General features: G+C 58.8%; 13 protein-coding genes. 9 read left to right on the top strand and 4 right to left on the bottom strand.

Translation table 11 applies throughout. The features are described 5' to 3' along the window. Positions 1-343: 343 nt before the first annotated feature. Together ACQZ40_RS17620 and ACQZ40_RS17615 are read left to right on the top strand one after the other, a co-directional pair. The gene (locus ACQZ40_RS17620; RefSeq protein ID WP_448748361.1) at positions 344-1681 is read left to right on the top strand and encodes an SGNH/GDSL hydrolase family protein; all 1338 of its coding nucleotides are present in this window, start codon (positions 344-346) and stop codon (positions 1679-1681) included. Between the two features lie 130 nt (positions 1682-1811). Further along, a complete protein-coding gene (locus ACQZ40_RS17615) occupies positions 1812-3230 on the top strand; it encodes an O-antigen ligase family protein (protein ID WP_448748360.1) in 1419 nt (472 codons plus the stop codon). Between the two features lie 9 nt (positions 3231-3239). On the opposite strand, the gene greA is transcribed toward ACQZ40_RS17615, so the two are convergent. Continuing rightward, complete coding sequence (greA, locus tag ACQZ40_RS17610) at positions 3240-3722, bottom strand: transcription elongation factor GreA (protein ID WP_271046280.1); 483 nt, start codon at positions 3720-3722, stop codon at positions 3240-3242. A 255-nt stretch (positions 3723-3977) separates the two neighbouring features. On the opposite strand from greA, the gene eglC reads away from it, so the two are divergent. After that, positions 3978-5375, top strand: coding sequence for an endo-1,3-1,4-beta-glycanase EglC (gene eglC / locus ACQZ40_RS17605; protein ID WP_448748359.1), 1398 nt, complete (start codon positions 3978-3980; stop codon positions 5373-5375). A gap of 79 nt (positions 5376-5454) precedes the next feature. Here eglC and ACQZ40_RS17600 read toward each other — a convergent pair whose 3' ends face one another. The 3 genes from ACQZ40_RS17600 to ACQZ40_RS17590 all read right to left on the bottom strand — a co-directional run bounded on the left by ACQZ40_RS17600 (position 5455) and on the right by ACQZ40_RS17590 (position 7756). Then, on the bottom strand, positions 5455-6369 hold the full coding sequence (locus ACQZ40_RS17600; RefSeq protein WP_448748358.1) for a TIM barrel protein: 915 nt from the start codon (positions 6367-6369) through the stop codon (positions 5455-5457). Between the two features lie 424 nt (positions 6370-6793). After that, a complete protein-coding gene (locus ACQZ40_RS17595) occupies positions 6794-7102 on the bottom strand; it encodes a hypothetical protein (RefSeq protein WP_448748357.1) in 309 nt (102 codons plus the stop codon). 162 nt (positions 7103-7264) lie between these two features. Next, entirely contained in the window at positions 7265-7756 is a 492-nt protein-coding gene (locus ACQZ40_RS17590) for a hypothetical protein (RefSeq protein ID WP_080857422.1), read from the bottom strand. A gap of 172 nt (positions 7757-7928) precedes the next feature. Here ACQZ40_RS17590 and ACQZ40_RS17585 point away from each other — a divergent pair, with 172 nt between their 5' ends. From ACQZ40_RS17585 to ACQZ40_RS17560, 6 genes are all read left to right on the top strand, one after another. Next, positions 7929-9881: a BTAD domain-containing putative transcriptional regulator gene (locus ACQZ40_RS17585; protein ID WP_338809727.1), complete on the top strand. Its 1953-nt coding sequence runs from the start codon at positions 7929-7931 to the stop codon at positions 9879-9881. Positions 9882-9889: 8 nt separating this feature from the next. Further along, positions 9890-10318 (top strand): hypothetical protein, encoded by a 429-nt coding sequence (locus tag ACQZ40_RS17580; protein ID WP_003520863.1) that lies wholly within the window; start codon positions 9890-9892, stop codon positions 10316-10318. 37 nt (positions 10319-10355) lie between these two features. After that, a complete protein-coding gene (locus ACQZ40_RS17575; protein WP_448748383.1) occupies positions 10356-11552 on the top strand; it encodes a YcaO-like family protein in 1197 nt (398 codons plus the stop codon). Continuing rightward, positions 11549-12262 (top strand): TfuA-like protein, encoded by a 714-nt coding sequence (locus tag ACQZ40_RS17570; protein ID WP_448748356.1) that lies wholly within the window; start codon positions 11549-11551, stop codon positions 12260-12262. Before ACQZ40_RS17575 ends, ACQZ40_RS17570 begins: the two co-directional genes overlap by 4 nt. Next, positions 12259-13404 carry a hypothetical protein gene (locus ACQZ40_RS17565; protein ID WP_448748355.1) on the top strand — a complete coding sequence of 382 codons (1146 nt, stop codon included), beginning with the start codon at positions 12259-12261 and terminating at the stop codon, positions 13402-13404. The genes ACQZ40_RS17570 and ACQZ40_RS17565 overlap by 4 nt, the downstream gene beginning before the upstream one ends. Positions 13405-13527: 123 nt before the next feature. Continuing rightward, positions 13528-13965: a helix-turn-helix domain-containing protein gene (locus ACQZ40_RS17560; protein WP_003520859.1), complete on the top strand. Its 438-nt coding sequence runs from the start codon at positions 13528-13530 to the stop codon at positions 13963-13965. Positions 13966-14051: the final 86 nt, after the last annotated feature.

The following is a 14051-nucleotide window of genomic DNA, read 5'->3' as shown; positions in this document are numbered from 1 at the left end:
CCGGCAAAAAGAACGAACCTGCCCGAAAGCGACGTGAATATCTTCATCGAAAGCTGCGTGGAACCGCATGTCGCCAGATAAAAACACCAGCCTTAAACCTTTTCTCGTAATAAAATTCAATAATAACAATAATTCTAGAATAATATTCTATTTTTACACTTCAAACGAAATCAGAGAAAAATTTCTGACGCTCGTTTTTATGCGCTGTTTTCTGTTTCGCGCCCGGCATTTTTCCCCGGTCCTCGTGGCGGAACTATTCTGAAGCCAGACCAGGAGAACGAACGATGACACCGCCCGAACACAACATATGCATATATACGGCGCGAACGGAAGAGGTGGTGGCATGATCGGCTTAACGCTCGGCATACGTCCCCGAAACATGGGTGACATCGGTTTTTCCCTGACCGCGTTCTCGCCCCTGCGGGCCCGTCTGGCGGCCGGCCAGAATGCCACGATCTTCGTGAACGGCGACAGCACCGCCCATGCCGAAGCCGGACCATTTCAACAATTTGCGATGATGCTTGGCGATCTGCACGATACGACTGTTGTTTTATACCGTTGGGCGGAATGGGAGACGAGCGCCGCCACCGGGCCAAAAACCTATGCGGCCCCGGTCACGCTGCGCGCCGGCAAGGAGGCGACGCTGACGCTCTATCTTGCGACGCTGCCCGGCGGCATGGCGGGTTACATGCTTGCGGAACAGCGCGCAGCAGCGCTGAAGATTCCCCGTCCCGATCTCTGCATCATGCATCAGGGCCACAATATGCAGACCTTCGAAGCGCCTGGCGGCATTTTGAGCTCCGGACAATCCACACTGCTCGGACCACTGGGAATGACCGAATGGCAGTGGCCAAACGCTCCACAACTCATCACCACCCAGAACCCGTGGCGGGATGGGACGGGTTACGACAGGGTCTATCAGGCAATCCTCGACCTGGCCCGAGCCCATCCGAACATCACGCTGGTGGATACGCATGCCGCATTTCTGGCGAAGGGCAAGGACGCCGCCCTTTATCGGGACAATATTCACCCGAACGAGGTGGGCTCCCGGCTGATCGCGCGTACCCTGTTCGATTCCTATCTGGGATCGGCACGCGATAACAACTTCCAGACACCTTGCTGGCCAAAGCTGCCTGCCGCCAATCTCATCGGCAATGGCGATTTCACCGATTGGACTGGTTCCGTTCCGACAGGCTGGGGCATGACTTCGCCAGGTTCCGCCACCAAAACCACCGAAATCATCTTCTCCCCATCCTTCGCAAGCAGCCTCGCCCTCTATCCAAATGGCAGCCAGATCGCCGGGCTTACGCGCAATTTCCGTAACGCGGAAGCCATATCGATGATAGGCAGGACCGTTTCTTTTGCCGTACTTTACAAAAATAACGAGAAGCAGCGCTTGCCATACATCACTTTGATTGCAAAAAGCGGTGGCGCAGTCCGGACAATCGTTTGCTCCGCCCTGCAATTCGGAGGCGCCAACACCTCCGGTAATAGCGGCTGGATGTGGGCGATCGCCAACGGCATCGCCATAGACCCCGATATCAACCCGGCGGGGTATAATTTCTATCTGCGAATCCTGCCGGCATTCGGTACCAGCGCGCCCACCTCAAATGAACCAGTTCACATTCAGCGGATCATTGCCGTCGAAGGGGATTTGCCGAAAGGCAATCTGATCTCATGACGAAACGATAAAATATCTTGCGCGGCGACGTCATCGAGCCCACTAATAGTCGCCATATTATATTGATTGCCACGCGGTAGCGCTGTCCTGTGGACGGTCGAAATCCGCTTACAAAAGATTGAGACCGCGGATGAAAAGACCAGCAAATCATGCGGCATCGCGCCAGCCCGCTATACCGGGTTTTGTTTTGGCAATGCCGCTTTATCCTTCAAAGACAATCAATATTCCCGGCATCCTTCTCACGACATTCGTTTTCGCTATTGGTTTCTTCATTCAATGCAATGTGGCGACCAGCAATATTGGCCTGCGTTTCCTCAACATAACCGACATGCTGGTGCTGATGACGCTGCCCGTCATCGCTCTGCTTTACATTCGCTGCCTGACGCCGTCGATTATTCTGTTTTATCTTCTCCCGCTGACGGTGCTGTTTGTTCTCACGACGCTCTTTGCAGATGCGCGCGGTGATGGCGAGTTTTACACGACGGCGATGACCTATTTTTATGCGGTCTATTTTCTGTTCTTTGCCTATATGCTGTTCAAGGAAAACCTGCTCGAACTGTTCTGCTGGGGCGTATTTGCGGGCTTCATAGCGGTGACGATCCTGCTTTTCCTGGACATCGTCATCCATGACCAGCTCGCCTCCGTCGGATTGTCCTTCATGTTCGATGAGGCGGGCGTGCTGGAGCTTGCGGCGAAAGGTGAGATAACCCCGCTGCTTTTGCGCGTCGAAAAGGCAGGCGGCATCTGGCCCGTGGGCAACACGGCTGGACCGGCCTTCGCGCTGGCCGGAGCAGCAGTGGCCTATGTCGCCGAACGCCACAAGCGCCCCGCGTTGTTTGCCGTGTTTCTGCTCGTATATCTTGCCAGCTTTACCCTTACGCTTAACCGCTCGGGAGTATTTGCCGTCCTTGCAATCGGACTCTATTTCTACGTCCGGAATTTTTCGGTCAAAATGCTGCTCAGCACCTATTTCGGTTTTGCCTTGTGCGCCCTCGCCATCGCCGCCGTTTTGCCGCTCGGCGCTTTCGACTTTGCGGAACAGGCCTTTTCGAAACGTTTTCTCGAGGACAGCAATAGCAGCAACAACTTGCATGAGCGGTGGGAGACGATCACCGGCGGCTTTCAGGTCATGTTCCAACATCCTTTGGGCATAGGATTTACCGCGCGATATGAGGAACTTGCGCGGATATCGAGGATCGGCACACCACATAATGGTTTTATAGCCACCGCCTATGCTTCCGGATTGGGATTTTGCATCATGAGCGCCTTCGCGCTTTTCTATGTAATTTTCCGAAAACGGAAAATCGGCTTTTTCGCCTATTCGGCAATCGGCGTCATTATCGGCTATCAATTTGAAGAGCTGAATTTCAACCCCGTCTTCATGGCCCATGTGGGACTTGCGCTTGCCTATGCCGCCATTGATCTGGACTTCAGGCTTTTCCTAAAAAACACGATGATGCGGATGCTCGGAACGGCAGACAATGCCCGCAACCGGGAAGAAGGAAGCCTCATCGGCAACAGACCTGGTCTAAGTCCACCTATGTTCTGACCGAACGCTTCAGGCGACGTCGAGGATCTCGATCTCCCTCCCGCCCAAACTGACGAGATCGCCGGCCGCTTTTCCCATCAGCACCCTTGCAACCGGGGAAACATAGGACATTGTTCCCGCCGCAGGATTGGCCTCGTCCTCGCCCACGATCCGGAACCGTTGCGTTCGCCCGTCATCGCGGCTGAATGTCACCAGGCTGCCGAAAGCGACGACGCCATCCGCTGGCGGATCAGGCATCAACTGCGCGGTGCGGACCCGCTCGGAGAAATATCGCAGATCGCGAAGCGGGCTGGCGGAAATGCGTCGTCTTTCATTGATGTCTTCAATGGCATTGGCCGCCTCACAAGCTTCGCGCGCCAGACGCAACTGCTCTTCCAGCGCCTTCAGCCCGGACTGCGTTACCAGATTGGGATGAGACGAGATTACCCGATCCGGCAGAACGGTTTCGGCTGCGGTTTCCGCACTGTCTTCCTTGGTAAAGGCTACGCTCAATCCTGACACTCCGTTCCCGATATGCCCAATCCTGCCACCGCCCGCAGGGGCACCGCAAGAGCGCGCTGCGCCAGTTCAAAAACGAATATGTAACAGGCGGAAGCGGGTCATGACAACGCACCCCCTCAACAGCTGAATGCAACCGCAACGGAACATACCCCTCATATTTCGGCCTAACATGAGGCTTTTTGCCCTGTTAGGGTGTGCAGCAGGAGGAGTGAGGAGACACCAACGCTAACGGACAGGAGACGGTTCATGGCCCGGACAGTAGTGAATGCGCTTGGAGACACACTCTATTACAGCGGCAGTTCCACGGGATTTTTCTCCGCCACGGGTTCCGGCCCGCTGCTCACCGGCACCGCAGGCAATGATTCCATGTGGGGCGACAGTTCCGTCAATGTGACCATGGCGGGCGGCACGGGCGACGATATTTATTATCTCTATTCCAGCATCAATCGCGCCGCCGAAAATGCCGGGGAAGGCATCGATACCATCGATACCTGGATGAGTTACACCCTGCCCGACAACTTCGAGAATCTGCGGGTAACGGGTGACGGGCGTTATGCCTTCGGCAATTCGCTCGACAATATCATCACCGGCGGGTCCGGCAGCCAGACGATCGATGGCGGGGCCGGCAACGACGTGCTGTTCGGCGGCGGCGGGGCCGACACCTTTGTTTTCACGAGCGGCAACGGCACCGATCTCATCACGGATTTCAGCGCCAATGACACGATACGGCTCAATGGCTACGGCATCACCTCTTTCGATCAGCTTGTCGGCAGCGCCACGCAGCAAGGCAGCGACCTGTGGCTCAATTTTTCGAATGGCGAGGCCATCGTTCTTGCTGGAACGACCATAGACGACCTTCAGGCCGACCAGTTCGAACTCAGCCTCGACCGATCGTCCCTCACCCAGACCTTTGCCGATGAATTCGATACGCTGTCGCTGCGCAGCGGCGATCAGGGCACCTGGGACGCCAAATATTGGTGGGCGCCGGAAAAGGGAAGCTCGCTGACGACGAATGGCGAGGCGCAATGGTATATCAACCCCACTTATGCCGGCACATCGGAGGTCAACCCTTTCAGCGTCGAGAACGGCGTCCTGACCATTACCGCCGAGGAGACCCCGCAGTCGATTGCCGACGAGGTCGAGGGGTATGATTACACCTCGGGGATGCTGAACACCTATTCCTCCTTCAGCCAGACCTATGGTTATTTCGAAATCCGCGCCGATATGCCGACCGACCGGGGCGCCTGGCCTGCCTTCTGGCTCCTGCCCGAAGACGGCTCCTGGCCGCCTGAACTCGATGTCATCGAAATGCGCGGTCAGAACCCCAATACGCTCATCATGTCCGCTCATTCCAACGCCACCGGTGAACAGACCTCAGTCATCAACAATGTCAGCGTGCCGAGCACCGAAGGGTTCCACACTTACGGCCTGTTGTGGGATGCCGAGCACATAACCTGGTATTTCGACGATGTCGCCGTGGCGCAGACGGATACGCCCGATGATATGCATGACCCCATGTATATGGTCGTCAACCTTGCCGTCGGCGGCACTGCGGGAACGCCATCGGACGCGGATTTCAGCGACGGCTCGCAGATGATGATCGATTATATCAGGGCCTATTCACTCTCCGACTGGGCCGCATGAATTAAAAACACCGGCAGTCGCATCGGGACTGCCGGTGTTTCAAACATCAGCCTGTCGGCTTACGCCTCGTTCAGGCCCATCACTCGGCCGCGAGCTGGGTGCGGGCGCTATTTAGCGAGATCAGGTGCCGCGCCGTTTCGAGGCTTGCGGGCTGTTCGGCGCGATAACGGCGGCCGATTTCCATCATCAGCACGGTATCGGGCAGGAAGGAAAGTTCCGAGAAGATGTCCTGCCAGTCGATATCGCCCCAGCCGAGCGGCATGTGTAGATCGCCGATGCCGAGTGCTGTGTTTTCCTGCGGAAAATAGGGCTGATAGAAGCCCTGCGGGCGGCCGAAGGAATCGTGCACATGCAGATGGCCGGCAACCGGCGCCATGGCGCGAAGTTCATGGCGGAAATCGAGGCCACGATAGGTGGATTCGAGATAGGCATGGCTGAAGTCGATCAGCGCAACGAGATTGTCGTGACCGACAGCCTTCACGGTCTCTGCCACTTCGGCCGGCGTCTGGCGATATTGGCCGGGTTCGGTGGAGAAGATATTCTCAAGGGCGATGCGCACGCCATAGGGCCGGCAGAATTCCGCCAGTTCGAAAAGCGCTTCCCGCTCGCGGCTGTCTGCATCGGCCCGTTCGGCGATCTGGTCGGCACGCAGCGCGCCGCTATGCTGGACGAGAATGCCCGCGCCGATACGGTCGCATAGAACGGCAAGCGCCTTGGCCGCATCGATCTGGTAACGGCATGTCACCGGATCCATGAAATTCGAAGAGACGAGACCGTGCACGGTGTAGCGGAAGTCGAACTGCTTCGCGAGCGACACAAAACGGTCGGCGCGCTCTTCGATGATCCGGCCGCCGGCGATCATGTCGAGGCTTGTTGCGGCGATTTCCACGGTATCGCAGCCAATTTCGGCAAGCGCACGCAGATCGTTTTCGAGGGTGGCCAGTTCGCCATCATCCGAGCCGGCGTTGAAGCCGGTACCTATAAGATTGCTCACTTCGTCATCTCCAGGGCAAGAAGGTCATGGGAGTTCGGACGCCGCACATGCGACGCCACTTCAAACAGGTCCGGGCGGTCGATATTGAAGTCGTCTATCCCGGGCGATGCAATGTCGTAAAAAAGTCCGAGGCCGCCGCCGTGTTGGTAAAAAGCGACCGGAACATTGTGATCCGTTTCCGTTGAAACCGATCACTCAATTAAGTTTCTTCATTTACAGCTTTATGACATTTCCGCAGGCAAACAGCAGGGAGAGCGGGCGTTCGCGGCCGGACAGGCGGCGGCATCGTGAAGAAGTGCGCGGGAGGCTGTCAAAAGGTCAGGTTGCGGACACTCGGGTCCGCTCAAACGGCGAAATGGCCGCAAATTGCGGCGATAGGCCTGCGCGCCAGACGTCGAAACCGGATGTCTTCCGGCGGGAGGTGCTAACCGAGATTGTGCACCATGAAATAAATCAGCCAGCAATGCGCGATGGCCAATATCGCCCAGGCCCATTTTGCGGCCCTGATATCGGCATCGACAATCCTGTTTCGGATTTCGGCCCCGCCCGACGCTTCTTTTCCGGCTCGATCATCGCCGACGGCGGATGCGGGAAATGTCTGGAAAACGGGCTCGCTGACAACATAGAGCCTGTCGCTGCGCAGAAGCGGGCGCGGCTCGTCCTCAACGCTCTCCGCATCGGAAAGAATATCGTCGTCGGAAACGCAATTCACCGCCACAAGCTGCGATGACATCCCCCCGTTACGCACTTGACCTCTATTGGGCATCATAATGTTCCACACAATAAAAATAAAAATATTCCCGGGTGACTTCCGATAAAGCCGTGCTTTACCGGACATGCCGCAATACGCGCATCCATGCCTTCCGCCCGTTAACCCAAAGAGCGCCCCCCGCGGTCAGGCCATCGGGACTCCCGGCAGACCACGCCTGCCCGCATAGGGTTTTGCCTCCCGCTGGATCAGGAAGACGGATTTTTCCACCGGCAGCGGCTCGATCGTCCGGTAACGCTGAAACCGCCTGGAATATTCGAACCGGATGAGCCTGTCGTCGAACTTGCCCGCCAGAACGCGATAGCCGTTGACGAATTCATTCAGGATTTCCAGTTCTTCTCCCCACACCCAGCCGCCGTAGGACGTCCCCTCGTTCGAACGCAGCACGATCTCGAAAAAGTGCCCGCCCGCCACCAACGGCATCCGAAAGAGAATATCGAGATTATCCTCGTCCTCTTCGTCGCCCTTTTCCGCCGACAGCCTGGCATGCGCGACCTTCGCATGGACCAGCGCCGAGACCGGATAGAACGGACGGCCCTTGAACCACATGAATTCACTGACCGCATATCCGACATCGTCGGCACGCTGGTAAGGCTCGATACGCGGCTCGAAGGCCATGTAGCTTCCGTTAAACGCTATCACTGTCGAAAATTCCCGATGCCTGCCCGTCGCATGTCCGCTGTTTTCCACCCGTCATTCATGCTTCTGTCTGCGACAATAGGCAGGCCGCGTCACACCAGCGTCAAATGGAACGCTATGATGACTTTCAATTTCCCGGACACGTTGTTAGATGATGATTCATGAGGGGACGAAAGTGGCTGGGAACGCTGAACTGATACCGATCCGGCTTTTTGGCACCCCGCGCTGTGATGCGGTGCGGGAGGCATTTTTCCCGTCCAAGGGCTTCGCCCTTACCGCCGCCCTCATCCTTGCGCCGAACCAGTCCCTTTCCCGCCAGCATGCCGCATCGCTTTTGTGGGAAAATGTCGAGCAGAAAAGGGCTCTCGGCAATTTGCGGCAGCTCATTCTCCGCCTGCAGAAACTGCCCAATGAGGACGATGCCATCCTTCTGACCGAAGGAAACGACCTGAAGGCCGGCAAGCTGGCGCAGCGCACCGACCTTGCCATCTTCCTTGCCGGCGCAAGGGCGGAAGACCCCATGCGGCGGCTCAATGCGCTGCTCGAATTCGGCGGCGAGTTGCTGGAGGGGCTGGAGGCCGGGCAGGACCATCTTTATCTATGGCTGCTTTCGGAGCGCCGCCGTCTCAGGGACCTGTTTTTTTCGAGCTACACCCAGCTTCTGGAGGAATTGACGCGGTTCGGCCGCGCCAGCTCGAACGACATCGCCAGACTTGCCGAATGCGCCTGCAAGATCGAACCGGAGCGCGAAGAAACCTACCGCGCCGCCATGGCGGCCTATGCGCGGATCGGAAATATCAGCGCCTGCGAGGGCATGTACCAGCTTCTGATGGAGCAGCTTCGTCAGGAGGGTCGTTCGCCGGAAGCGGAAACCGTGGCGCTAAGGCGGAGAATACAAAGTCTGACCGCCACGATAACGGCCCCCGCCGAGCCGGAAGAAGGCAGTCGCCGAAAATCAATGGCAAAACCGCGCGTCGCATTCGTGCGCCCGGCACGGGTCGACGGACAGCCGGTCTCGCCGGTCATGCAAGCCTTCGTCGAGGATGTCGCCAACAGTCTTGTCCGATACCGCACCTTCACCGTCCTTTCGCCGCACAGCACCTTTGCGCTGGCGCATGACCGGGCCGATGACGGCTACGCCATGCTGCGGGCGGATTACCGCATCATTTCGACCGTGTTCGACGAAACCCGCATGTCGGTTGCACTGATCGAGGATGCAAGCGGTGAAATCGTCTGGTCACTGGAAGCGGTCCTAACCGAACGGCATATCCACGCCGCCTTCCGGCTGCTCTCCAAACAGGTGGCCGCGGCGCTTGCCCGCGAAATCGAGCGGCTTCAGGTGGAGCCCGACCGCAACCACAGCGGCGAGGCCTACCGGCAATTGCTGGAAGGCCAGCAGCTTCTGCGCGGCAAATGCGATCTGCCGCTTCTCAGAAGAGCCCGTTCGATGTTCCGCAAGGCCGTCGATCTCGACCACAGCATGGCGGTTGCCCGCGCCCGCGTGGCGCAGAGCTTGCAACTCGAATGGCTGATGCTGGGCGGCAACGACCCCCATCTCCTGCACCGCGCCAAGGCGGAGGCCGATTCTTCCGTCGAGATCGACCCCGCCCTCGGTGTGGGCCACTGGATGTGCGCGGTGGTGGCGCTCTACCAGCGGGACTTCGACATCTCCGCCGAAAAATTCTTCGAGGCGGAGGCGCTGGCGCCCAATTCGGCCGACCTCCTGCTCCAGCATGCCGATGCGCTCGCTCATTTCGGCGATGCGGAAATCGCCTGGGAGAAGTTCCAGCAGGCCATCGACCTCAATCCGCTGGCGCCCGACATCTACTGGTGGGCTGGCGCCAGCATCGCTTTCAAGCGCGAGGACTACGGCACGGCGGTGGAACTGTGCGGGCGGATGGAAAATGACGAGCCTGCGCTGCGCGTCCTCACCGCAAGCCACGCGCTGCATGGCGATCTGGCCTCCGCCCGGGAATCCGGCAACAGGCTTCAGGAAAACTATCCGGGTATGACGGCGAGGGAGATCAGCAGCCTGTCTCCAGACCGGGACCCGATAGCGAATGAAAAATTCTATCACGCACTTCGATTAGCTGGGATTAAATAGGAGATACTATGTCCTCGCATTTCTTCATTGTCGGAAAAAAGGGTTTCGGCGTTCTCTTCATTCGCACGGCGCCGCTCAGGGTCGCGTCCGTGTCGCATGAGACGATTGCCGCCTATGAAGCCAGCCATCCCGGCGTGGATGGTTATGCCCGCGTGGCAGCCGCCGCAAAGTCCATGCTCGTTCGCCAGAACGGCCAGCCGGAAGCGGAACTGGACCAGGTTCAGATCCAGGGCATCGAAGCCCTCGTCTCCGGCGGCGCAGTGGTTTCCGAAGCCGATTTCGCCTTCATCGGCGAAGTGAACGACGCCGGCTGGGATTTCAACCGCATGGTACAGGCGCCGATCGAAGCGGCCCTGAAGGCTGTCGGCCCGGCCGGCTCCGTCACCGGCGAGCTGTTCGACGCCATCCTTGCCGACGACAGCAACACGGCGCCCTGATCGCGGTCTCGCAGCCTTGACCGGCGCCGATGCTCCCATATCAGCGACAGCGGCTTCAAGGCATGTCGACGCTTCGTTCTTCGATCCCGGACTGCTTCGGCGGTTCGGGATTACCCGTGTCGGCGACGTGACCGGCCTCGATATTATCGGCATTCCCGTCTGGTTCGCGGCCCGGCCCAATTCGCGCGGGCTGTCCGTCTCGCAGGGCAAGGGGCTTGTCGCGGAACAGGCCCGGCTATCGGCGATCATGGAGGCGATCGAAGGCGCGGTCGCGGAAGAAACCCGCAAACATATCGCCGCCTTCAGCTCCGTTCAGGAGATGCGGGATAAGGGAACTCCTCTCATTCCCTTCGAAACCGTCGGCAGGGTCGATTGCGACGCGCTCGATCCGCGAAAAGAACGTGCCTGGGTGAAGGGCACATCCATTCGCCGGCAGGGGGAGGTTTTTGCGCCTTACGAACTTGTCGGCATGGATTTCCGGGTGGATTTTCCATGGGACCGGCAGGCCTTCCGCATGAGTTCCCAAGGGCTCGCGGCGGGCTTCGACCATGACCATGCGGTCCTCCATGCCCTGCTCGAACTCATTGAAAACGATGCCTGCTTTCTCGTCGACACTTTCGAGACGCGCACCATCGCACCGCGACCGGTCCTCATTCCGGCGGGCGTCGATCCTTCCTTCGACGTTCTTGTTCAGCACCTGTCGGATATCGGCCTGCCGCCGTCCTTCTTCGACATGACGAATGGGCTTGGCGTGCCGGTGGCGATGGCGACCCTGCCCCGGTCGCTTCAGGCGCAGGACGGGCCAGCCACCCGCAGCGCCGCCGGGGCCGCCTGCCGGCCTGATATCCATGGCGCTGCGATTGCAGCCTTGCTGGAGGCGATCCAGTCGCGATTGACCGATATCAGCGGCGCGAGGGACGATCTTTCCCCTCTCCGCTACCAGCGGGATATGGTTGCGGCCGGGACTTCGGCCTCCGGCGTGCAGCCGATGGAAAGGGTGCCGGCCAATCTCGATTTTATATATGACGCGCCTTCGCCGCCATGGCACCAGCTTGCGACGCACCTGTTCGCCGCCGGCATCGAGGATATCTATGTCTTTCCGCTGGAAACGGAGGTATCCGGCCTGCATGTGGTGCGGGTTCTGGCAAGCGGCCTTGCTCCGGCCGGCGGCGGCCTGCAACACATCTCGCAGCGCACCCTCGATCACCTGCTGACCGTCGGAGGCCTCGGATGAAGCCGGTGGTTTTTGCAGGCCCGTCCATCCACGGCATCGCAGGCGAACATATGTCCGGTCTCGATCTTCGCGGTCCGGCCGCCTGCGGCGATATTTTCGATGCGGCTCGGCAAGGTGTGGGGACAATCGGGCTGATCGACGGGCTTTACGGCGATTGCGCCGCCGTCTGGCACAAGGAAATCCTGTTTGCACTGGCGAGCGGCGTTACCGTTTTCGGCGCCGCCAGCATGGGGGCGCTCAGGGCGGCGGAATGCGCCCCCTTCGGCATGATCGGCATCGGCGAGATTTTCGAGGCCTATCGCGACGGGCGGCGTTTTTCCGATGCCGATGTGGCGGTGAGCCATGCACCCGGCGCGCTCGATTACCGCCCGCTGACAGTCGCGCTGGTCGATGCCGAGGCGACGCTCGCCGTCTGCCGCGATACGGTCGCTCCAGAGGAATATGACGCGCTTACGCGCGCAGCCAACAATCTGCATTTTACCCGCAGGACATGGCGCGCCGTCGCCGCGGACGCGGCCCTCGGCTCCGAGACGGCGAATCTGCTCGCGGCCAATGCGGTTTCCGTCAAAAGAAGCGATGCGATGAGGCTTCTGGCAATGCTCACGGGCGAAACGTTGCCATCCCCACCGCCGCCATCATGGAAGCTTCAGAATACGATGTTTTTCCAGCAATTGGCGGCAAGGCGGGCGACAGGGGACAAAAGGTCTTGAGCGCCATCCAGCCCCTGCCTCTGATGCCCGATTGCGGCGGGCTGATCCGCACGATTGCGCTCGCAATACCCGCCGCTTTTTTTGCGGAAAGCAGGGCCACTGACACTGTTTCACCGCTCATTCCAATCGGAAACCTGCTCTCGGCCCTGCCCGCAGATATCACCGCTTTTATCGTGACCGATCGTGCCAGTCTCGGGTCAGCGCGAGACTGGCTCGGCAGCCTGCCAGCCTCCTGCGGCACCGAACTGATACCCCTTGCCGGAAACGACGGCATTTCGCATCCGTGGATACAGGACATGTTCCATGTGCGTGCGGTTGATGCTGCGACAGAATTCGTCCTGGTGGCGGAGAAGGCCATCGGCGTCAGCCTGGCCGAATATCTGGGAGCGGCAACCACGCATTCGGATGTCGCCTTGGCAGGCGGCAACCAGCTTGTCGGCCCGGATTTTCGGCTGGTGGGCCATTCCAGCCTGCAGGATGACAGGGGGATAGGAAGGAATGCGGCCATCCCTTCGCAGCGGTGGCGAAAAATTCAGGCTCTCGACGGCAGAAACATCTTCAGTTTCGGATATCGGCCGGAATATCTCGGCAAAGTCCCGGTCTCTTCCGATTTTTCCGCGATGGAAACTTGCGGAGCGGAGATTGCCGGCAAAAAAATGCACCAATGCGGCTTCCACGTTGACCAGTTCGTTTCAGTCACCGGTCTGAGAAGCGGCGGCCGGCCGCTATTGCTCGTTGCCGACCCTGTCGCGCATGGCGGATGCAATGCCCGCGCCGCAACCGAGCTGAAACGAAAACTGGACGCCTCGTCACTTTGGCTCGCGCGACAGGGCTTTGCGATAGAACGAAATCCCATCCCGCTTTCGCGGGCCATCGACACCAAAAAATGCCTGCCCAGACTTTACAACAATGTCCTTCTTGAAAATGTCATACGTTCCGGTCAGAAACGGCCATTCGTCTGGGTTCCGCATTTCGGCGATACCGAGTCGCTTGAGGAATTCGATGCAATGAACCGAGAAATTTGGGACAGAATCGGCTTTCAAACCATCGGCGTGGCCGGATGGAGCCATCTTTCCAGCCGCAACGGGGCGTTGCGTTGTGCAACAAAAATAATAAATCGCGGGCCGGACACGCGATTATGAACGAAAAATCGTGCAATTTCGTCAATAAAGCGTCATAATACCCGTGGAAATTGTGTTGAATGTATACCTTCAACGATATTAATTGATCATCGGATTTAGGAACCTCAACCGGAGGAATTTGTAATGCACGCCAAACTACCCAGCCCGATCGACGTCCATGTCGGCGCACAAATCAGAATGCGCCGCAAGTCGCTCGGCATGAGCCAGAGTGCACTGGCCGGGCGATTGGGCATCACCTTCCAGCAGGTCCAGAAGTATGAAAAGGGTGCCAATCGTGTCGGCGCGTCCCGTCTGCAGGCCATTGCGTCGATTCTCGGCGTTGAGGTCAGCTCCCTGTTCGCCAATGCCACGCCCGATGGCGACCCGGCCAATCCGGCCCTTGGCACGATCAATGCCATGCAGACCTTCGTGGCCTCGAATGAAGGCTTTTCGCTCAACCAGGCCTTTTCGCGCATCAAGAGCGCCGCCGTGCGTAGAAGCATCGTCGCTCTCGTGACATCGCTCGCCGCCACTGAAGCGGCGGAAAATGCCGCCGCGCCGGCGGACAAAAACGACGATTGACGCAGGTGTGACGCTCGCGTGACGCTCGATGTGGTCGAAAATGAACAACGCAACATCATCGCGTTTTCATACTGTCGACTGTCGAG

The sequence above is a fragment of the Agrobacterium sp. 16-172Ci genome, from assembly GCF_053522725.1.
The sequence above is the reverse complement of the archived record's forward strand: the minus strand, read 5'-3'. Positions and strand labels throughout refer to the sequence as shown.

Bases quoted from the DNA above. Each gene is read 5' to 3' on its own strand.
- ACQZ40_RS17620 (WP_448748361.1), top strand. From the start codon at position 344: ATGATCGGCTTAACGCTCGGCATACGTCCCCGAAACATGGGTGACATC.
- ACQZ40_RS17615 (WP_448748360.1), top strand. From the start codon at position 1,812: ATGAAAAGACCAGCAAATCATGCGGCATCGCGCCAGCCCGCTATACCG.
- eglC (WP_448748359.1), top strand. From the start codon at position 3,978: ATGGCCCGGACAGTAGTGAATGCGCTTGGAGACACACTCTATTACAGC.
- ACQZ40_RS17595 (WP_448748357.1), bottom strand. From the start codon at position 7,102: ATGTCATCGCAGCTTGTGGCGGTGAATTGCGTTTCCGACGACGATATT.
- ACQZ40_RS17590 (WP_080857422.1), bottom strand. From the start codon at position 7,756: ATGGCCTTCGAGCCGCGTATCGAGCCTTACCAGCGTGCCGACGATGTC.
- ACQZ40_RS17585 (WP_338809727.1), top strand. From the start codon at position 7,929: ATGATGATTCATGAGGGGACGAAAGTGGCTGGGAACGCTGAACTGATA.
- ACQZ40_RS17580 (WP_003520863.1), top strand. From the start codon at position 9,890: ATGTCCTCGCATTTCTTCATTGTCGGAAAAAAGGGTTTCGGCGTTCTC.
- ACQZ40_RS17570 (WP_448748356.1), top strand. From the start codon at position 11,549: ATGAAGCCGGTGGTTTTTGCAGGCCCGTCCATCCACGGCATCGCAGGC.
- ACQZ40_RS17560 (WP_003520859.1), top strand. From the start codon at position 13,528: ATGCACGCCAAACTACCCAGCCCGATCGACGTCCATGTCGGCGCACAA.